This is a genomic window from Candidatus Pelagibacter bacterium nBUS_27 (genome assembly GCF_051200985.1).
In the GTDB taxonomy this organism is placed as follows: Bacteria; Pseudomonadota; Alphaproteobacteria; order Pelagibacterales; family Pelagibacteraceae; genus Pelagibacter.
In genome coordinates this window covers 449,133-470,079 of the sequence record NZ_CP172845.1, presented here as the reverse complement: position 1 = coordinate 470,079, position 20,947 = coordinate 449,133, and the positions used below count along the sequence as shown (strand labels likewise).

General features: G+C 30.5%; 19 protein-coding genes. 6 read left to right on the top strand and 13 right to left on the bottom strand.

The features are described from left to right. Positions 1–27: 27 nt before the first annotated feature. The 5 genes from nadE to ACIJYG_RS02480 form a co-directional block, all read right to left on the bottom strand. Positions 28–765 (bottom strand): NAD(+) synthase, encoded by a 738-nt coding sequence (gene nadE / locus ACIJYG_RS02500; protein WP_435098203.1) that lies wholly within the window; start codon positions 763–765, stop codon positions 28–30. 39 nt (positions 766–804) lie between these two features. After that, positions 805–2,184: a class II 3-deoxy-7-phosphoheptulonate synthase gene (locus ACIJYG_RS02495; protein WP_435098200.1), complete on the bottom strand. Its 1,380-nt coding sequence runs from the start codon at positions 2,182–2,184 to the stop codon at positions 805–807. Positions 2,185–2,279: 95 nt separating this feature from the next. Then, positions 2,280–2,666 (bottom strand): DUF2306 domain-containing protein, encoded by a 387-nt coding sequence (locus ACIJYG_RS02490; RefSeq protein ID WP_435098197.1) that lies wholly within the window; start codon positions 2,664–2,666, stop codon positions 2,280–2,282. Between the two features lie 28 nt (positions 2,667–2,694). After that, a complete protein-coding gene (gene glmS / locus ACIJYG_RS02485) occupies positions 2,695–4,515 on the bottom strand; it encodes a glutamine--fructose-6-phosphate transaminase (isomerizing) (RefSeq protein WP_435098194.1) in 1,821 nt (606 codons plus the stop codon). 3 nt (positions 4,516–4,518) lie between these two features. After that, positions 4,519–5,136, bottom strand: a complete 618-nt coding sequence (locus ACIJYG_RS02480; protein WP_435098192.1) for a DapH/DapD/GlmU-related protein — start codon at positions 5,134–5,136, stop codon at positions 4,519–4,521. 70 nt (positions 5,137–5,206) lie between these two features. Here ACIJYG_RS02480 and ACIJYG_RS02475 point away from each other — a divergent pair, with 70 nt between their 5' ends. The 4 genes from ACIJYG_RS02475 to ACIJYG_RS02460 are packed head-to-tail and all read left to right on the top strand — an operon-like array spanning position 5,207 to position 9,466. Then, complete coding sequence (locus ACIJYG_RS02475; protein ID WP_435098189.1) at positions 5,207–5,890, top strand: HAD-IA family hydrolase; 684 nt, start codon at positions 5,207–5,209, stop codon at positions 5,888–5,890. 53 nt (positions 5,891–5,943) lie between these two features. Beyond that, on the top strand, positions 5,944–7,446 hold the full coding sequence (locus ACIJYG_RS02470; RefSeq protein ID WP_435098186.1) for an MmgE/PrpD family protein: 1,503 nt from the start codon (positions 5,944–5,946) through the stop codon (positions 7,444–7,446). After that, positions 7,446–8,342, top strand: coding sequence for a methylisocitrate lyase (gene prpB, locus ACIJYG_RS02465; protein ID WP_435098183.1), 897 nt, complete (start codon positions 7,446–7,448; stop codon positions 8,340–8,342). The genes ACIJYG_RS02470 and prpB overlap by 1 nt, the downstream gene beginning before the upstream one ends. Beyond that, positions 8,342–9,466, top strand: coding sequence for a bifunctional 2-methylcitrate synthase/citrate synthase (locus tag ACIJYG_RS02460; protein WP_435098180.1), 1,125 nt, complete (start codon positions 8,342–8,344; stop codon positions 9,464–9,466). Before prpB ends, ACIJYG_RS02460 begins: the two co-directional genes overlap by 1 nt. A 9-nt stretch (positions 9,467–9,475) precedes the next feature. Here the strand turns inward: ACIJYG_RS02460 and ACIJYG_RS02455 are convergent, their stop codons facing one another. Together ACIJYG_RS02455 and ACIJYG_RS02450 are read right to left on the bottom strand one after the other, a co-directional pair. Next, positions 9,476–10,492 carry a ribonucleotide-diphosphate reductase subunit beta gene (locus ACIJYG_RS02455; RefSeq protein WP_435088893.1) on the bottom strand — a complete coding sequence of 339 codons (1,017 nt, stop codon included), beginning with the start codon at positions 10,490–10,492 and terminating at the stop codon, positions 9,476–9,478. Next, entirely contained in the window at positions 10,483–12,420 is a 1,938-nt protein-coding gene (locus ACIJYG_RS02450) for a ribonucleoside-diphosphate reductase subunit alpha (RefSeq protein WP_435098177.1), read from the bottom strand. Before ACIJYG_RS02450 ends, ACIJYG_RS02455 begins: the two co-directional genes overlap by 10 nt. 157 nt (positions 12,421–12,577) lie before the next feature. On the opposite strand from ACIJYG_RS02450, the gene ACIJYG_RS02445 reads away from it, so the two are divergent. Further along, positions 12,578–14,032, top strand: a complete 1,455-nt coding sequence (locus tag ACIJYG_RS02445; RefSeq protein WP_435098174.1) for a phosphomannomutase/phosphoglucomutase — start codon at positions 12,578–12,580, stop codon at positions 14,030–14,032. Continuing rightward, positions 14,016–14,300, top strand: coding sequence for a hypothetical protein (locus ACIJYG_RS02440; protein WP_435098171.1), 285 nt, complete (start codon positions 14,016–14,018; stop codon positions 14,298–14,300). The genes ACIJYG_RS02445 and ACIJYG_RS02440 overlap by 17 nt, the downstream gene beginning before the upstream one ends. A gap of 107 nt (positions 14,301–14,407) precedes the next feature. On the opposite strand, the gene ACIJYG_RS02435 is transcribed toward ACIJYG_RS02440, so the two are convergent. From ACIJYG_RS02435 to ACIJYG_RS02410, 6 genes are all read right to left on the bottom strand, one after another. After that, the gene (locus ACIJYG_RS02435) at positions 14,408–14,806 is read right to left on the bottom strand and encodes an HIT family protein (RefSeq protein WP_435098168.1); all 399 of its coding nucleotides are present in this window, start codon (positions 14,804–14,806) and stop codon (positions 14,408–14,410) included. Positions 14,807–14,810: 4 nt separating this feature from the next. Continuing rightward, positions 14,811–16,325, bottom strand: coding sequence for an AMP-binding protein (locus tag ACIJYG_RS02430; RefSeq protein ID WP_435098165.1), 1,515 nt, complete (start codon positions 16,323–16,325; stop codon positions 14,811–14,813). Positions 16,326–16,329: 4 nt separating this feature from the next. Further along, entirely contained in the window at positions 16,330–17,751 is a 1,422-nt protein-coding gene (gene sauS, locus ACIJYG_RS02425; RefSeq protein ID WP_435098162.1) for an acylating sulfoacetaldehyde dehydrogenase, read from the bottom strand. A 75-nt stretch (positions 17,752–17,826) separates the two neighbouring features. Continuing rightward, on the bottom strand, positions 17,827–18,807 hold the full coding sequence (locus ACIJYG_RS02420) for a Bug family tripartite tricarboxylate transporter substrate binding protein (protein ID WP_435088886.1): 981 nt from the start codon (positions 18,805–18,807) through the stop codon (positions 17,827–17,829). Positions 18,808–18,970: 163 nt separating this feature from the next. Continuing rightward, positions 18,971–19,417, bottom strand: a complete 447-nt coding sequence (locus tag ACIJYG_RS02415; protein WP_435088885.1) for a tripartite tricarboxylate transporter TctB family protein — start codon at positions 19,415–19,417, stop codon at positions 18,971–18,973. Continuing rightward, positions 19,410–20,891, bottom strand: a complete 1,482-nt coding sequence (locus ACIJYG_RS02410; protein ID WP_435088884.1) for a tripartite tricarboxylate transporter permease — start codon at positions 20,889–20,891, stop codon at positions 19,410–19,412. Before ACIJYG_RS02410 ends, ACIJYG_RS02415 begins: the two co-directional genes overlap by 8 nt. Positions 20,892–20,947 lie beyond the last annotated feature (56 nt).

The window sequence follows — 20,947 nt, the reverse complement described above, 5'->3', positions numbered from 1 at the left end:
AATTTATAGATTTGTGAATCTATTTGATTAATTTGGAATTTTGCAAACCGGAATGGGCTCCATTTTATGCAAATTTTGTTTTCTTATTGTTTCGTATTTAGCTCTATTAGGTGAGTTTGGGTTATCCATAGCTTCTTCTAATTCATGATATTTTAAACCAAGTTGGCCTTCGTCTGTTCTGCCATCATCCCAAAGTCCATCTGTAGGAGCTGCCTCAATTATCTCTTCTAAAATTCCAAGTTCTTTTCCTATCTCCCAAACTTCTGTTTTATTACAATCTGCTATTGGAGAAATATCAACTCCACCATCACCATACTTTGTATAAAACCCAACACCAAAATCCTCTATCTTATTTCCCGTGCCAACAACTATACCTTTGTTTGCTGCAGCTACTTGATAAAGAGTAGTCATTCTTAATCTTGCTCTAGAATTTGCCATTCCATGTTCATTATCAAATTGAGATAAAGTAGAGGAAAAAGCAGAAAATAATTCATCTAGGTTCACTGTGTGTGCTTCTACATTATCAAATTTCTTAACCAGCCACTCTTGATGTTTTAAACTTAAATCATGTTGCTGAGATTCTTGTTTAATTGGCATTGATAATACAATTGTTTTTAATCCAGTCATTGCACTTAAGGTGCTTGAAACAGAAGAGTCTATCCCACCAGAGATCCCAATAACCAATGATTGCGCCTTACTTGGCATATTATTGGCATAATCTTTTATCCAATTAGATATAAAATTTACTTTTTCTGAGGCATTCATAATCTTAAAATATTATTAGTTGGTATCTTTTACAATGTTTTAAGATGCCGCTCTGTCTGCATTTTTAGAATATGAGCTATTCTTTTTAATCTCATCAGAAATTAAAAAAGCTAATTCTAAGGCTTGATTTGCATTAAGTCTCGGGTCGCAATGGGTGTGATATCTAGATGATAAATCTTTTTCTGATATTTTTTGAGCTCCACCAATACATTCAGTAACATTTTGGCCAGTCATTTCTATATGCAACCCACCCGCATAACTTCCCTCACTTTGATGACAAGCAAATACATTTTTAACTTCGTTTAAAACGCTATTAAAAGGTCTTGTCTTAAATCCTGTTGCAGCTTTAACTGTGTTACCATGGCAAGGATCACACGACCAAATTACATTTAAACCTTCTTTTTTAATTGCTCTTATTAATTTAGGTAAATGTTTTGAAACATTATCTGCACCAAATCTTGATATTAAAGTAATTTTTCCTTTTTCATTACTTGGATTAATTTTATTACAAAGATTTATTAAATCTTCTGGTTTTAAAGTTGGCCCACATTTAATTCCAATTGGATTTTCAATTCCTCTACAAAATTCAACGTGTCCACCATCAAGTTGTCTAGTTCTATCTCCAATCCAAACAAAATGAGCTGAGGTGTCATGATTTTCTCCGGTCGTAGAGTCTGTTCTGGTCATTGTTTCTTCAAAAGGTAATAACAATGCTTCGTGTGAAGTCCAAAAATTAACTGTCTTTAATCTTCTATTAAAGTCAGAGTTTATTCCGCATGCATCCATAAATGCTAATGCATCGGCTATTTTATCTTCTAAATCTTTAAATCTCTTTAACGTTGGACTATTTTTGATAAATCCAAGGTTCCAATTGTGCACATTTTGTAAATCAGCAAATCCACCATGGCAAAAAGCTCTAATTAAATTTAATGTTGCAGCTGATTGAGAGTAAGCTTTAAATAATCTTTTTGGATCAGGAACTCTTGATTTTTCATTAAATTCCATTCCATTAATATTATCACCTAAATAACTTGGAAGCTCCATACCATCTTTAGACTCTACTGGCGAACTTCTAGGTTTTGAAAATTGACCAGCTATTCTTCCAACTTTTACAACTGGTAATGATGCAGAATAAGTTAAAACTAATGACATTTGTAACATTAGTTTAAATGTGTCTCTAATATTGTCTGGATTAAATTCTGCAAAACTTTCTGCGCAGTCTCCTCCTTGAAGTAAAAATGCTTTACCATCCACTACATCAGCAAGCTGATCTTTTAAATGCCTTGTCTCACCTGCAAATACCAATGGTGGAAATGTTCCAACTTTATCCAAAACCGTCTCTAATTCCTTTTTATTGGGATATTCAGGAATGTGTTTTACAGGATATTTTCTCCAGCTATTTTTTTTCCAATTTTTCATATTCAACTAAGGATTGTTTAACAGAGTTTAGACTTTATTCAACTGTTACTGACTGGTTTTGACTACAGAGTTAAATTTTATTAATTTCTTTAATTTTAACCAAATATAATCTCATGAAATAATCTTCCAGGCATCAAAGTAAATGCGCCAGCAATTAAAAGTGTTCCAATATACACACCGATCATTGAATGCATGTGTTTAATTTTATATCTTTCTATTTTAGTCTTCTTAAATTTCTTTATGTTCCAAATAGAATAAATTAATGAACCTATGGTGTATGGTATTAAAAGATGGATTAATGAATATTGTCCTGGGTTAATTATTTGAATGAATAATGCTGTTAGAGAAACGATTATCAAAACAGTCACCCAGAGACGGCCAAGTATTTTGTGATGCTTTGTCCCTTTTTTATTTATGAAAATATATAAACCAAGCGGTATCGCTAAAAGGGCAAGTGTTGCGTGAACATAGATTATCTGCATATTTAATTGAGTAACCCTCTATTAAAGACTACTCCACTGTTACAGATTTTGCTAAATTTCTTGGCTTATCTATATCGTAACCTTTTTTAAGAGCTGAATAATAAGCAAGTTTTTGAAGCGGAATAGTTAGAAGAAATGGGAGTAGATCATCATTTGTAGTTTCAACCTCAATACTTTCCCAAATATTTTCAGAGACAATTTCATCTTTACTCTTATTTGTAATTAATAAAACTTTTGCACCTCTTGCTACAACTTCTTGCATATTTGAAATCGTTTTTTTATAATAATTATCTCTCGGGGCTAAAACCACAACAGGCATACCCTCTTCAATTAATGCTAAGGGTCCATGTTTCATTTCACCAGCAGGATATCCTTCAGCGTGAACGTAAGATAATTCTTTTAGTTTTAACGCACCTTCTAGTGCAATTGGGTAAGAGAAACCTCTTCCTAAAAACATTGATCCTTTAGCTTCGTTAAATGTTGATGCAATAGCCTGGACATCATTATCAATTAACAATGTTTGTTCAATTAAGTTTGGAAGTTTTTTAAGATCTTTAATTTTTTCTTTGTAATCTTTGTTATCAATTTCATTTCTTAATGATGATAATTTTAACGATAAAATGTATAAAATAAGTATTTGACCCAAAAACGCTTTTGTTGAAGCTACACCAATTTCTGGCCCACAATGAATAGGTAATACAAAATTTGAATCTCTTGCAATTGAGCTTTCAATTACATTTACAACTGCACATGTTTTCATGTTATTTTTATTACATAAGTCTAAAGCTGCATAAGTATCTGCGGTTTCGCCCGACTGAGAAACAAAAATATATAAAGTATCATTTTTAAATCTATTTTTTCGATATCTAAACTCCGATGCGATATCAATGTTAACATCTAAAGTTGTTAATTCTTCAAACCAATATTTAGCCATCAGACAGGAATGGTATGCTGTTCCACAGCCAATTAGCATGATTGATTTAATTTCATCTATTTTCCATGGGAAATTGTAAATATTGATGTCATTATTCATGTTATCTAAATATTCCTTGATACCAGTTTTCAAAGTATGAGGCTGCTCCTCAATTTCTTTAGCCATGAAATGCTTATAATCACCCTTGTCATAATTTTGCTGATCTGAGGAAAGTTCTAAAACTTTTTTGTTAATCTTTGTTCCCTCTTCATTAAAAAAATGAACTCCATCTTTTTTTACAAAACAAAATTCACCATCATCTAAGTAAGTTATTTTGTTTGTCATAGATTTAAGGGCATAAGAGTCTGATCCAAGATAATTTTCACTAGGTCCATATCCAACAGCTAAAGGAGAGCCTCTTCTTGCTCCAATTATTAAATCAGGCATATCTTTAAATATAATTCCTAAAGCAAAGCTTCCATGCAGTTGTTTCAAAGTTTTTGTAATTGCGTCTTTTAATTCAGATGTTTTTAAATTTTCTGTAATTAAATGCACAATAACCTCTGTATCTGTTTGAGATTTAAATTTATGACCTTTGCTTAATAAATATTTTTTTAGCAATGTAGAATTCTCTATTATTCCGTTATGGACTACCGAAACATTTTCTGATGAGTGTGGGTGAGCATTAACACTGTTTGGCACGCCATGAGTTGCCCATCTCACATGGCCAATACCTATATTTCCTGAAAGGTTTTTTAAATCAAAATTATTTTCTAAATTTTCCACTCTACCTTCAGATTTAACTTCGTTAATCAAACCTTGAGACAAAGTTGCGATACCAGCAGAGTCATAACCTCTGTATTCTAATTTTTTAAGAGAATTAATAATGCTGCTTGATACAGATTTATTGCTAGAAATACCTATTATTCCGCACATATATTATTTTCTTCTATAGTTTTTAATTTCTAATTGTGTTGATCTCGTTAATGCTAAAGATCTCTTTTTAACATTCTTTGTAATCACAGAACTAGCTCCAACAATACTTTGTTTATCAATTGTTATTGGAGCAACTAATGAAGAATTTGAACCAATTAAAACATTATCTTTAATTATTGTTTTGTTCTTTTTAACTCCATCATAATTACATGTAATTGTACCGGCACCAATATTTACAGACTTTCCAATTTCACTATCTCCAATATAAGACAAATGATTTACTTTGGATTTTTTTCCAATAATGCTTTTTTTAACTTCAACAAAATTTCCAATCCTAGAACCTTCTTTTAAAATTGTATTTGGCCTAATTCTGGCATAAGGTCCAATTTCAACTTTATTTTCTATCTCACAAGACTCTAAATGTGAAAATGATTTTATAATAACGTTGTTACCTATCTTTACTTTTTTTCCTATTACAACATAAGGTTCGATGATTACATTCTTTCCAATTTTAGTATCATGTGAAAAGAAAATTGTTTCTGGTCCAGTCATTTTGACACCATTTTTTAAAAACCTGGCACGAAGTCTTGTTTGTGAATTTTGTAAATTTAATTCTTTCATTTTAAAATGCTTTATATTAAGAATAAGCTTTAATTAATTCACATAATATTTCTTTAAAAAACTTTTAAAAATGAAGCAAAAATTCACAATTTTATTTGATTTAGATGGAACCCTTGTAGATACAGCGCCAGATTTGATGTTGGCTCACAATCATGTAATGAGAAAATTTGGATACCCTACTAAATCAACAGAAGATATTAGAAATTTAGTTGGCAAAGGTGCTGGGGCTTTAATTGGAAGATCTATATGGGGACAAGCAAAAAAAGAATTTAGTAAAGTTTTAGATGAAAAAATTAAAGATGAAATGGTTAAAGAGTTTGTAAATTTCTATGGTAAAAATATTGTTAACGAAAGTACTTTGGTTGCAGGGGTAAAGAATTTTTTAATATGGTGCAAAGAACAAAATATATCTATGGCTGTTTGCACAAACAAACAAGAATATCTATCTAATGATCTTTTGAAGAAAATTGGTATTTATGATTTTTTTGAATATGTCGCAGGATCAGATACTTTTGATTATTGTAAGCCAGATCCAAGACATCTAACAAATGTGGTTGAAATATTAGATGGAGATTTGAAGAAAACTATTATGATTGGTGATAGTGAAACTGATGCAAATGCAGCTAAAGCTGCTGAGATACCTGTTATTTTATTAGAAAATGGATATACAGAAAAAAATACAACCGAAATATATCATAATCACCTAATAAAAGACTTTACTGGTATTGAAAAAATAATAACAAAATATCTTTAACGTTGATTAATTTTTTTTAGCTATTAAAACAAAATTACTATTAAGGAGTTATTTTGTTATTACATACAGTCAAAGTTTATCCATCTAAAATCAACCTTCCCAAGAAAAAACAACTTGCTTGGAAAATAGCTGAAATCGCAAGTGATAATGTTAAACTAAACAAAAATGCAATAGATATGGTGATCAATAGGATTATTGATAACGCTTCTGTTGCAATAGCTTCTTTAAACAGAAAGCCTGTAATCTCTTCAAGAGAAATGGCGTTAAAACACTCAAGAAAGAATGGGGCTACTTTATTTGGTGTGAATTCGAAACTTAAATTTGATTGTGAATGGGCTGCATGGTCAAATGGAACTGCTGTTAGAGAGCTTGATTTTCATGATACTTTTTTAGCAGCTGACTACAGTCATCCGGGAGATAATATCCCCCCGCTTTTAGCAGTTGCTCAACAAAATAAAATTAGTGGATTAGATTTATTACGTGGAATTATTACTGCATATGAAGTTCAAGTAAATTTAGTTAAAGGAATTTGTTTACATAAGCATAAAGTAGATCACATAGCTCATTTGGGTCCAAGTGTTGCTGCTGGATTAGGGTCAATGCTAAAACTAAATACTGAAACAATTTATCAAGCAGTTCAACAAGCGTTACATACTACTGTTTCAACTAGACAATCAAGAAAAGGTGAAATTTCAAGTTGGAAAGCATATGCGCCAGCTCATGCAGGCAAACTTGCTATCGAAGCCGTTGATAGAGTTATGCGTGGTGAAGGTGCACCTAGTCCAATATATGAGGGTGAAGATAGCGTTATAGCAAGAATATTAGATGGAAAAAAAGCTAATTATAAAGTGCCACTTCCTAAAAAAGGGGAAATTAAAAAAGCTATACTCGAGACTTATACAAAAGAATATTCAGCAGAATATCAATCACAAGCTTTAATTGATTTAGCTAAGAAACTTAAAAATAAAATACCTAACTTAAATCAAATAAAAAAGATTGATATATTTACTAGTCACCATACTCATTATGTAATAGGCACAGGAGCAAACGATCCTCAAAAAATGGATCCTAATGCAAGCAGAGAAACACTTGATCACTCTATTATGTATATTTTTGCAGTGGCATTAGAGGATGGAGATTGGCATCATGTAAAATCTTATACAAAGGCTAGAGCAAATAAGAAAAGTACTATTAAAATTTGGAAATCAATTACGACTTACGAAGACAAGAAATGGACTAAAAAATATCACGATCCAAATCCAATGAAAAAATCTTTTGGTGCTAAGGTAGTTGTAACTTTAAATAATGGTAAAAAAATTAGTGAACAACTTGATAGAGCTGATGCCCACCCATATGGAGCGAGACCATTTAAAAGACAAAATTATATTAATAAGTTTTTAACACTTACAGATGGTATTCTTGATAAGAAAGAAAGTGATCGTTTCTTAAAAACTGTTCAAAACTTAAAACATTTAAGATCAGGTCAATTGGATAAATTAAATATAGAAATTAAAAGAAATGATTTAAAAAGAAATTTAAAAAAAGGAATATTTTAGTGCATTTTGTTGACAAAGAACCAAGTCAAAAAAGAATAGATTTTGTTGATAAATTAAAATCAAATAAAATATTAAGAGTTCCGGGTGCCTATAATCCATTAACAGCCAAACTGATTGAAGAAATAGGTTATGATGCAGTGTATGTTTCTGGTGGAGTAATGGCTAATGATCTTGGCTTTCCGGATATTGGTTTAACAACACTACAAGATGTAAGCACTAGATCATATTTAATATCAAGGGTGACTAATTTACCAACTATTGTAGATATAGATACAGGGTTTAAATCTTGCAAAGAAACAATTGAAACGTTTGAAGAGTTTGGGATTGCAGCTGTTCATCTAGAGGATCAAGTTGAACGAAAAAGATGTGGGCATCTTGATAACAAAGAATTAATTTCAACAGATGCCATGGTTGATAAAATTAAAGAATGTGTTGCTGCTAAAAAAGATAGTAATTTTAAGATTATTGCAAGGTCAGATGCAAAAGGAGTTGAGGGAATTGATAAAATGATTGATAGATGTAAAGCATACATTGATGCCGGTGCTGAAATTATCTTTCCAGAGGCTTTATATGACGAAAAAGATTTTGAAAAAGTTAGAAAAGAACTCTCATGTTATCTATTAGCTAATATGACTGAATTTGGTAAATCAAAACTTTTCAATTATAAAGAATTAGAGAATTTTGGGTATAATATTGTGATTTATCCAGTTACTACACAAAGATTAGCCATGAAAAATGTAGAAGATGGCTTAAAAGACATTTATGCAAATGGACATCAGAACAATATTATTGATAAAATGCAAACTAGAAAAAGACTTTATGAGTTAGTTGAATATGAGAAATATAACTCTCTTGATGAAAAAATTTATAACTTTAGTACGGAAGGACATGAATAATGAGTGATGAAATTAAAAAAGGTTTATTAGGGATTGTGGTTGATGAAACAGAAGTTTCAAAAGTAATGCCTGAAATAAACTCTCTAACTTATAGAGGTTATGCTGCTCAAGATTTATGTGAATATTGCAGATTTGAAGAAGTTGCTTATTTAATTTTAAATAAAGACCTTCCAAATTCAATTCAATTAAAACAATTTGAAAAAGAAGAAAAAAATAACAGAGAACTATCCAAAAATTTATATGAAATAATTAAACATATGCCAAAAAAATCCCATCCTATGGATGTTGCAAGAACAGCTGTTAGTGTGATGGGTTTAGAAGATAATGAAACATCAGATTCCTTACCAGAGGCTAATATGAGAAAAGCTCTAAGAATTTTTGCTAAAACACCAACAGCATTAGCTGCTTTTTACAGAGTAAGAAATGGCAAAAAAATTATTAAGCCTAAAAAAGAATTAAGTTTTGCTGAAAATTTTTTTAATATGTGTTTTGGTAAAGTTCCTCAAAAAGAAATTGTTAAAGCTTTTGATGTATCTCTAATTTTGTATGCTGAACACAGCTTCAATGTTTCAACTTTTACTGCAAGAACTATTACTAGTAGTTTGTCTGATATTCATGGAGCTATAACTGGAGCCATAGCAAGTTTAAAAGGGCCCCTACATGGTGGTGCAAATGAAGAAGTAATGCACATGATGAGAAAAATAAAGAAACCTGAAAATGCATTAAAATGGATTAATAATGCTTTGAAAAATAAAGAGGTAGTAATGGGGTTTGGTCACAGAGTTTATAAATCTGGAGATTCAAGAGTTCCAACGATGAGAGAATACTTTGGAAAAGTTGCTAAAATTAAAAAGGATAAAACTTTTGAAAAAATCTATGACATTGTTGAAAAAGTGATGATTAAGAAAAAGAATATCCACCCTAATGTGGACTACCCAACTGGTCCTACTTACCATTTAATGGGATTTGATACTGATTTCTTTACACCAATATTTGTAATTTCAAGAATTACAGGTTGGTCTGCTCACATTATGGAACAGCATGCAGCAAATAAACTTATTCGACCACTTGCTAAGTATAAAGGTAGCAAGCATCGAAAAGTTATGGAATTAAATTATAGATAATTTTAAAGATTAACTAAAAGCCTCTACCCAAGTACCTTGTGTTGATGCTTTAGAATATTCTGTTGCACGACCTTCAAAAAAGTTCATGTGCTCAACAGCATTCAACATTGTGTCTAACCAAGTTAAAGGATTTTTTTGTACATCATAAATTGGCTCTAGACCTAATTGAGTAAGTCTTCTGTTAGCTATAAATCTAATGTAATCTTTAACTTCTTGAGCAGTTAAACCTTCCATTGGACCCATTTCAAACGCAAGATCTATGAAAGCATCTTCGTGTTCAATAATAGTTCTACACGCTTCATAAAGCTCTTTTTTAAGTTTTGGAGTCCATATTTCTGGGTTCTCATTTATGAATTCTTTAAAAACTCTAATCATAGAATTACAATGGAGAGTTTCGTCTCTAACGGACCAAGTAACAATCTGCCCCATTCCCTTCATCTTATTATGTCTTGGAAAATTCAAAAGGATTGCAAAACTTGCAAACAACTGAAGTCCTTCAGTGAACGCACTAAATACAGCAACTGTTTTTGCGATATCTTCTTTAGAATTTACATTGAAACCTTGCATGTAATCATATTTATCTTTCATCTCTTTGTATTTCATAAAAGCAGAATATTCTGACTCAGGCATTCCAATAGTATCTAACAAATGAGAGTAAGCTGCTACATGGACAGTCTCCATTGATGCAAAAGCTGTCATCATCATTAAAACTTCTGTTGGTTTGAATACTGTTGTGTAATGTCTCAGATAACAATTACTAACTTCAACATCAGCTTGAGTAAAAAATCTAAATATTTGAGTTAATAAATTTTTTTCTGATTGAGTTAAATTTTTTTGCCAATCTCTAACATCATCTCCTAATGGCACTTCTTCCGGTAACCAATGAATTCTTTGTTGTGTTAACCACGCATCATAACACCATGGATATCTGAAAGGTTTGTAAACTGGGTTTTCAACTAATAAACCCATTTTTTTTGGTTGGATTATTTCATTGCTTGGTGTCTTAATTTTTTCTGCTACTGACATGATAGGCACTCCTCGTATTCTGGTTCTTCAGATTTAGTTTGTTTGTTTTTATAAACGTTGGCTAAAACATCTGTTGATTTTGCATCATTGATATTTTCAGCTCTTTGAATTGATTTTGATCTACAGTAATAAAGACTCTTTAAGCCTTTCTTCCAAGCATCAAAATGAATTTTGTGTAACTCTTTTTTATGAACATCGGCTGGTAAAAATAAATTTACTGACTGAGCCTGGGATATAAATGGAGTTCTATCTCCACTTAATTCAATAATCCACTTCTGATTTAGTTCAAATGCAGTTTTAAAAACATCTTTCTCCAGATCAGTTAAAAAATCTAAATGAGATACGGAACCTTGATTTGTTGTGATCGTAGACCAAGTTTCATCATCATTTTTTCCATGCCCTTCAAGGATTTCTTCTAAATATCTATTTCTAACATTGAATGAACCTGACAAAGTTTTATGGGTATAACTGTTAGCTGCAATCGGCTCTACCCCTGGTGATGCTCCACCACAAATAATTGAGATTGAAGCAGTTGGTGCAATTGCTGTTTTATTTGAAAATCTCTCTTGATATCCATACTCCGCAGCATCAGGACAAGCCCCTCTTTCTTCTGCTAAATCTTTTGAAGCTTTATTAACTTGTTCATCAATTTGTTTAAATATTTTTTTATTCCAAGATTTTGCCATCACTGACTCAAGTGGAATTCTATTTTTTTGTAAAAAAGAATGAAAGCCCATTACACCTAATCCAACACTTCTTTCTCTTTCTGCAGAATATTTTGCATCTTTAAATTGATCAGGAGCTTTTTTTATAAAATCACTTAGAACATTATCTAAGAATCTCATTACATCACTGATCATGTCTGGATCATCTTTCCACTCTTCGTACTTTTCTAAGTTTAATGAAGATAAACAACATACAGCGGTTCTATCTCTCCCATCTTTATCAATTCCAGTAGGTAAAGTTATTTCACTACATAGATTTGATGTCTTAACCGTTAAGTTAGCAAGTTTGTGATGCTGTGGAATTAATCTATTCACTGTATCGATATAAATTATATAAGGCTCACCTGTTTCAATTCTTGCAGTTAATAATCTTATCCATAAATTTCTTGCAGAAATTGTTTGTTGAACAGTACCGTCTGCAGGACTTTTTAATCCCCACTGCTCATCATTTTCTACAGCTCTCATAAATGCATCTGAAAGTAAAACACCGTGGTGTAAATTTAATGCTTTTCTATTTGGATCTCCACCTGTAGGTCTTCTCATTTCAATAAATTCTTCAATTTCAGGATGGTCGACTGGCAAATAACAAGCAGCTGATCCTCTTCTTAAAGAACCTTGACTAATTGCCATTGTTAAAGAATCCATAACTTTTATAAAAGGAATTATTCCAGAAGTTTTTCCAACCTTACCAATTTTTTCACCGATAGATCTAAGATTACCCCAGTAACTTCCTATACCACCACCTTTTGCAGCTAACCAAACGTTTTCACTCCAAAGATCAAGAATTCCTCCCAAACTATCTGATGCCTCATTTAAAAAACATGAAATAGGTAATCCTCTTTTAGTTCCGCCATTTGATAGAACAGGTGTTGCCGGCATAAACCAAAGGTTGCTTATGTAATTATAAATTCTTTGTGCATGTAAATTATCATCAGCATATGAACTTGCAACACGGGCGAATAAATCTTGAAAAGATTCGTTATGACCAAGATATCTGTCTTTCAATGTTGCCTTGCCAAAGTCTGTTAAGTTTACATCTTTAGATCGATCGATCTTAATTATAATTCCCTTATCATTTTGAAAAAGTTCAGTTTCAGTACTTAAAGAAAAAAGATCAGGTCTATTTCCTTTTGATACTTCTTTTACTTCTGGGCTATATTCAGAGACAGCTTTCTTTAGGGCCTGTGATAAAATCTTATTCATAAATATAACTATATTTTGTTATTGTGACGAAAACAACTAGATGTTGTATGCGTTTTATGTTGATATACTATATAAACAATTAATCAACAGAACATTTATAGAACGCAACAAAAAAAATATCAATAAAAAAATTTAAAAAATAGTAAGTAATTAACAAATGTCTGAAAAAATAAAAATAGATCCTTATGGCTTTAGAGAATATGACGCTCGTTGGTTGTATGAAAAAGATATTAGCAGAGAAGGAATCACAAATCTTGGTAAAGGTTTAGGTACACAAATAAAAATTCATACCCAAAAAGAGAATCCAAGAATAATTGTTGGACACGATTATAGATCTTATAGTGAAGAAATAAAAAGTGCTCTTAAAAAAGGTTTAATCTCAACCGGATGTCACATCGAAGACGTAGGATTATCGTTATCACCAATGGTTTATTTTGCACAATTTAATTTAGATGCAGATGCTGTTGCTATGGTTACAGCAAGTCATAATGAAAATGGTTGGACTGGTGTAAAAATGGGTATCAAAAAAGGTTTAACTCATGCTCCTGAAGAAATGAAAGAATTAAAAGATTTGACTTTGAATGAAAAATTCTCAAATGGAGCTGGATCTGAAAAGCAAATAGAAAATTTTCAACAAGTTTATAAAGATGACTTAATAAACGGTAATAAGATCAATAAAAAATTAAAAGCAGTTGTTGCTTGTGGAAATGGTACTGCCGGAGTTTTTGCTCCTGATATTTTAAAAGGAATTGGTTGTGAAGTTATAGAACTTGATTGTGAATTAGATTGGACTTTTCCTAAATACAATCCTAATCCAGAAGATTTAGAAATGCTTCATGAAATTGCTAAAGCCGTGAAAGACAATAATGCAGATATAGGTTTTGGTTTTGATGGTGATGGAGATAGAGTTGGTGTTATTGACAACAAAGGAAATGAAATATTTTCTGATAAAATTGGTTTATTAATTGCAAGAAATTTATCTACAATACATAAAAATTCAAAATTTGTTGTAGATGTAAAATCAACAGGATTATACTCAAAGGATGATGTTCTATTAAAAAATAATTGTGAAACTATTTATTGGAAAACTGGTCATTCTCACATTAAAAGAAAAGTAAACACAGAAAAAGCACTAGCAGGATTTGAAAAGAGTGGTCATTTCTTTTTTAATCAACCTTTAGGCTATGGTTATGATGATGGAATTAATTCAGCAATTCATGTGTGCCATTTATTAGATAATCAAAACAAAATGATGAGTGAGATCATTAACGAATTACCTAATACATATCAAACCCCTACTATGGCTCCTTTCTGTAAAGATGAAGAAAAATACCAAGTAGTTGAAGAATTAGTTAAACAAGTTGAGGAAATAAAGAATAACAAAATTAAAATTGATGATCAAATAATAACGGAAGTATTAACAGTAAACGGGGTAAGATTTTCTTTTGATGATGGTTCTTGGGGGCTGATTAGAGCATCTTCAAACAAACCATCACTAGTGATTGTAACTGAAAGCCCAACATCAGATATTAGGAAGAAAAAAATCTTTGAATTTATTGATGATTTACTCCAAAAAACTGGGAAAGTTGGTGAATATGATCAAAAAATATAGCCTAATTTTAATTCTATTCTTATTAATACCCTTTAAAAGTCATGCTTTTAGCGAACAAAATGGACAACAGATGTATATTGGTTGCTACCAGAACTCTAAACAGTATCTAGGTACAGACAAAGCCAAAGCCTATTGCGAATGCACAGTTAATAAATTAAGTGAAAGGTTTTCTGATGATGAATTGGATAATGTATTTAATCAAAAACCAGAACAAATAATTGAAGATACTCAATTTGCATCAAAATTCTGTGAAAAGATCATAGAATAAAAGTTATACAATTCTATAAAGATTCAATCAAAACGTGCTTAGTAAAAGACAAAGAATCATATAAATTTATTTACGAGGTGATGGAGGGAGACTGAAGTCACCTCTTTTTATTTAAAAGCTGATCTAATTTTATTTAAAACATCTTTTAAGTTTTTTGCTGAATATTTTTTTCCTTTAACAACCCATACAGAAAAAGGCCAAGAACTATCAGTTTTTTTTCTAGAGATAATATGAATGTGTAATTGTGGAACTATATTGCCTATTTTTTCTACATTAAGTTTTGATGTTTTAAATAGTTTCTTCATAAGCCTACTTACCAAAACAATTTCATTCATAAGTAATATCTGATCTTTAGAATTAAGTTCACTTATATCTGTTACATTTTTTCTCTTGGGTATTAATATCAACCAGGGAAATTTAAAATTATCATGAAGTCTTATAGAGCATAATTTTAGTTCAGTTATATGATAAGAGGATTTTAAGAATTTCTTATTAATTCGATACATAAGATTATTTAATTAAATTTTTAATCTTTAATCTTTGAATTTTTCCTGAAGATCCTTTTGGAAGTTCATCAAAAAAAAATATATTTTCTGGTGATTTAAATTTACCTAAAATTTTTGAACAATGATTAATCAAATCTATTTCAGTTAATGAGTTTTTATTTTTCAACACAACACCTGCTTTTACAGTTTCACCATAATGACTACATTCATCACCAAATGCTGCTGCTTCGAGTACATCGGGATGTTGATACAAAACATCATCAATTTCTCTTGGTGAAATATTTTCACCTCCTTTAATTATAAGTTCTTTAATTCTGCCTTTTACAAAGACAAAATCTTCAGAGTCCATTAAACCTAAATCACCCGTTAAAAGCCAATCATTGTAAAAACTTTTTTTTGTTTCGTTGGGATTTTTATAATATTCTTTCATCACATTTTTACCTCTTACACAAATTTGACCGATTGTATTTCTTTCAACTTCATTAAATTCATTATCAAAAATTTTAACTTCGTTTCCATAAGGTATACCAGGTGAGCCATATTTAATAGAATTGGGAGAAGGCGGATTAGACAAAATAGGAGCACACGTTTCTGTCAAACCCATTGTTTCAATCATCTTTATCTTAAATTTTTCTTCAAAATTCTTATGTGTTTCTGGGGCTAATGCCGCCGATGCACTTCTGCCAAATCTTACAAGTGATGTATCCAATGATTTAAATTCAGCTTCTGAATATTTATTTAATAATGAAGAAACTATAGTTGGTACTATGCTAAACCAAGTACATTTAAATTCTTCAATGTGTTTCCAAAAATTTGTAGCAGAAAACTTTTCAGATAAAACTAATGAGCTTTGACTTACTAATGGTCCCATTACTGTAACTATTAAGCCATTAATGTGATATAATGGAAGAACGCATAATGCCTTGTCGGTAGTAATTAATTCATGTGAAATTAAAACGTTTTTACCTCCATTTAAAACATTGTCATGAGTGAGCATTACACCTTTGGGTTTTCCAGTTGTACCCGATGTATACATTAACAAAGCATTGTTAGATTTATTAAGATTATCTAATTCTATTTTTTCATCATTTAATTCATCTATGAAATTGTCTTTATCAATTTCTATAAGCTCAACTTCACTTCTAGACTTTTTGATTATTCTTTGTGCTAAACTTAAATTTGATTTAGTTGAAAGTAATAGCTTAGATTCAGAATGCTCAATGATGTAAGCTAGCTGTTCCTCTCCTGCCACTAAATTGAGAGGAACTTGTATCATTCCAGAATACATAATTCCTAACATGAGTTGAATTCCACTAAGTGAATTTTCTGTCAGTGTACAAATAAGTGAATTTTTCTTCTGTTTTTTTTCAACAGATAAATAATAATTTATCTTATCTAAATTTATCTTAAGGTTTTTATTTGTTATTTTTTTTTGAGTATTTGGGCAAGTAATAAAATCTAAATTTGGATTATTTTCTGAATTAAAGTTTATAAAATCTCTTACTGTGCCTAATTCCATTCAACTATTCTAAATTTTTTAATTCTTTAGGGTCATTTTTTTCACAGTAATCCTTAAAATACTCTTTAAGTTCAGCTTCCTTACCCGGGATTAAATTAGATATTTTAGTTATATTTAAAAAATGTTTGTAATTTAAATTATTATCAATTGTATTTTTTTGCCAAGTTCCACAACCCATTGATAGAGAAAAAGGTAGACCATTAGTAAAACTTCCGCCTGTAGCAAATGTATGTGCTTGATTAACAATCACTCTGCACACAGATAAATCTAATCCTAATTCAATTACTCTTTCATCATTTTTGGTATGTACACCAACGGAATGGCCTATGCCCTGATAATTTAGAATTTTTCTGGCTAATTCCTTAGCTTCATTAAAGTTTTTGACTCTATATACAGTCAACACTGGTGATAATTTTTCACCTGAAAAAGGATAGTCTAATCCAACTCCATCTTCTTCAACCATTAATATTTGAACATTTTCATCTACTTTAAGATTTAACTCATTTGCAATAAATTTTGCTGATTTTGCAATTATTTTTCTATTTAGTTTTCCATTAATCCATAAATTTTTCTGTAAAACCTCTTTTTGATTTTTATTGAGTAAAACTGCATTCTCTTTAGATAATAAGTTGATTGCTTTTTCATAGATATCTTCAATTAAAATCAAATTATTTTCTGATGAACAGCTTGTGGCATTGTCGAATGTTTTTGACATTTTTATCTTTTTAAAAGCGTCTACTAAATCAGCTGTTTCATCAACAATTGATGTTACATTTCCCTGTCCAACACCAATTGCTTTAGTGCCAGATTTTGCAGCTTCCCTAACATTATTTAATGAGCCGGTTACAATAACTAAATCAACATTTTTCATTAGCTCGTTAGTTAACTCTTTTGTGACATCACAATCAAAAGTTTGAATTAAATTTTCAGGAGCACTAATTTTTTTTAACTCATTATTAATTAATATTAATAAATCCCTAAAAACCTTAGATCCTGCTGGTGATGGAGAAACTATAATCGAATTTCTTCCTTTCAAGGCATTAATGATATTGTTTATTGGAGTTGCTGCTGGATTGGTTGACGGTGTAACAGCTGCAACAATACCAACTGGTTTTGCTATTTCAATAATTCCTTTTTTCTTGTTTTCATTAATCACTCCTACAGTTTTGATATTTTTTAAGTCTCTTAATAGTCCAAGTGTTTTTCTTTTATTCTTTAAAATTTTATCTTCTAGATTTCCAAGGCCAGTTTCACTCACAGCTAAATTTGATATCTTTTTGTTATTCGATGGCTTACATAATGCCCAACCAACTGCAGTAACAACTTCGTCAACTTGATTTTGATTATAATTTTCAAAAATAGATTGAGCTTTTTTTGCTTTAAGAACTAATGATTGAACTATTTCTGAAGAAGACTTGTTATTCATAATTTTTTACTAAGTTTTAGAAGTTTCGCCTTAAAATATTAAGGCGAAACTTAATTGATATAGTAATAATTACTATTAAGGTTTTAGTCCAGCAAGAAGTTTTGTTAAGCTTACTTTTCTAGCTTTCCACATTTCTTGTACTTCAGCTCTGTTCATAATTCTAACAGGTGAACCACCTTTTTTCATTTGTTTCAAAGTTTTTTTATCATTAAACATTAAAGGAACTTTAGCTGCTAAATATTCAATAATTTCTGGTGAAGTTCCTTTAGGAGCCATGATGCCTCTAAAGTTTACACTAGAATTATCAACATCAAGACCTTCTTCTTTTAATGTTGGAACATTTGGTAAAAATGTTTTTTCTCTTTGAAGATCGGCAATTGCTAAAATTTTAATATCATTCTGACTTCTGAAAGCATCTGAAAGATTATTAAAACCAGCCATTACTTGACCGCCTTTAACAGCTGCTAATGCAGGAACACCTCCTGTATGAGGAACATAAGTTAACTTTGCTCCACTAGCTTTTTGAAATTGTAAAAAAGCTATATGATGACCAACAAATTTTCCAGCACCTGAAAAAGTAACTTTACCTGGATTCGCTTTTGCAAATTTAACCATATCACCAACTGAATTGAATTGACTGTCTTTACTGACAATCAAAACCGCTGGATCTGCTCCCCAGTTCGCTATAGGTTCCAAGTTATCTATGTTGTATTTTGTATCATCAAATACTATTGATTGAGATACAAAATGTGGAATGTTGTAAGCAGCTAAATCATATCCATCTTTTCTAGCTTTAGATGCAAACCAATTCCATCCTACTTTTCCACCAGCCCCAGGTTTATTAACAATAACTATTGGCTGTCCTAAATAATCTTTCTTAGGATGAGCCGCCATCATTGTTACTAGTCTTGCTTGAAAATCAGTAGCACCACCTGGGTTATAAGCTACCATTACACTTATCGGTCTATCAGGATAATCAGCTGCTTTAGCAATTGATCCAAATGAAAGAAGCGATAAGATTATTGTGATATATAAAAAAAATTTTTTTATATTCATATCTACCTCCTCTGTTAATAGAAATTAGATCACAATAAAATTGGTCTGACCATTATTTTTTTTAGTTATATTTTTTAATTATATTTAAGATACGTAAAATTACTTGTCTTAAAGGTATCTTATTTAAAATACTACTTGTGATTGTATTCTTAATTAAATATTTCTAAAAAAGAAAAAATCTAGGTACTTGAACTTTAAGCATAATAGAAAAAAGGAAATAGATAAATAACATGAATATAGTTGTTATAATTATGGTTTGAATTATTTTTTTAATATTTTTATTTTCTGAATAGTAGTAACTATTTATAAAAAACAATAATATAGCTAAAAGATAAAACCCAATAGTTTCGCCGATAAAAATAAATATAATTAAAGAAACTAAATAAACTGATAGTTTTTTAATATCAATCTCTGCAACTGATAAAGTTTTATTTAAAAAATAAAAGATTAATGAAAAAGAAGATAAGATTATCATTACAGATGTTATTAATTTTGGAAATAAATATGCTTCAGATGTATTTTCTGAACCACCAGTGAACGAAGCAAATGCTAATAAAATTGAGATAAATAATATACAAATCAAAGATATTAAATTATTTATCTTAAGCATTTTTTCTCTTCATTTCTGAAACAATTCCATAAACTATAGAAATTATACATAATGTTATTATTGTTAAATTTAAATATCCTGATGTTAAATATCTAAAAATACCCTCTTGTGTATCTGCAATTATTTTTGCTTGACTAAAATTAGTTTCAGCAATTGGCCCTAATATTAAACCTAAAACTATCGGTGCAGCTGTAAAACCAAATTTTGATAAAAAAAACATTGAAACACCTAAAAACAACATAACAATCACATCTGCAAAGTTATGTTGGACACTATAGGTTCCAAAGATAGCAAGTATCGTTATAGCTGCAGCCATATAATTTGTTGGAGTTTTAATTACATATTTTGCTAAACCGCTAATATATAATCCAAAAATCAACATCATAAATTGTGCAACTAATAATGAATTAATAAAAGTCCATGTTGTTTCAGCATAAATTGTAAAAAGATTTGGTCCTGGAAACATTCCATGTATTAATAAGCCTCCCAACAAAACAGCTGCTGTTGGACTTCCTGGAACCCCGAGTGTAAGTAAAGGAACTAAAGATGGGCCAACCATAGCATTGTTTGCAGACTCAGCGGCAATAATTCCATCAGGTTCTCCTTTTCCAAAATTTTCTTTATTTTTACTTAATTTTTTAATTTGATCGTAAGATACAAGTCCTGCTATCTGTCCTCCTGCACCAGGGATTAAACCAATTATAACTCCAGATACGCTTCCAACTACTAATGCTTTAATTCTTGAAAGATTGTAAATAATTGACTGAACTATACTTTTTTTTTCCATTTGAAATTGATCAGAATCTAATTGTTTTTTTTCAATCATTGATAAGACTTGAGGGATAGCAAACAAACCAACCAAAGCAGCAATAATATTTATACCTCCTGAAAAAATTGGATTAAAAACAAATCTTTCAACACCTAACACAGAGTCATACCCTATAGTTGCCAACCATAAACCGATGGCTCCAGAAAAAAGTCCTTTAATTATTGAATTAGAATCTAATGTTGCAATTACAGTAACACCAAATATTGCTATCCAAAACATATGTGATGGGCCAAACTTAAGAGCAAAATTTGCTAATATAGGAGTAAAAAAAATTAAAATAATAATTCCTATTACGCCACCAATGAATGAACTGATAAAACAATAATGTAGAGCTTCTTTTGATTTACCACTTTTTGCCATTGGATAGCCATCCATAACTGTTGCAATGTTTGCAGGAGCTCCAGGTATTTTTAATAATATTGCACTAATTGCCCCACCAGCAACAGTAGCCGTATAAACCGCACCAAGCATAATTAAACCTTGGTCAGGACTCATTTTAAAAGTGAAAGGAATTAATAAAGCAACTGCCATTGTAGGACTCAATCCAGGAGCAGCTCCCATTAAAAGTCCACCAATAGTTCCTAAAACTAAAATTAATAAATTTTCAAATATGAAAACGTTAGAAAAATATCCTATAAACTCCATAATGTTAAAATTTAATTCTAACTAAATTTTAATCAAAAAGTCTATAGAAGAATTAA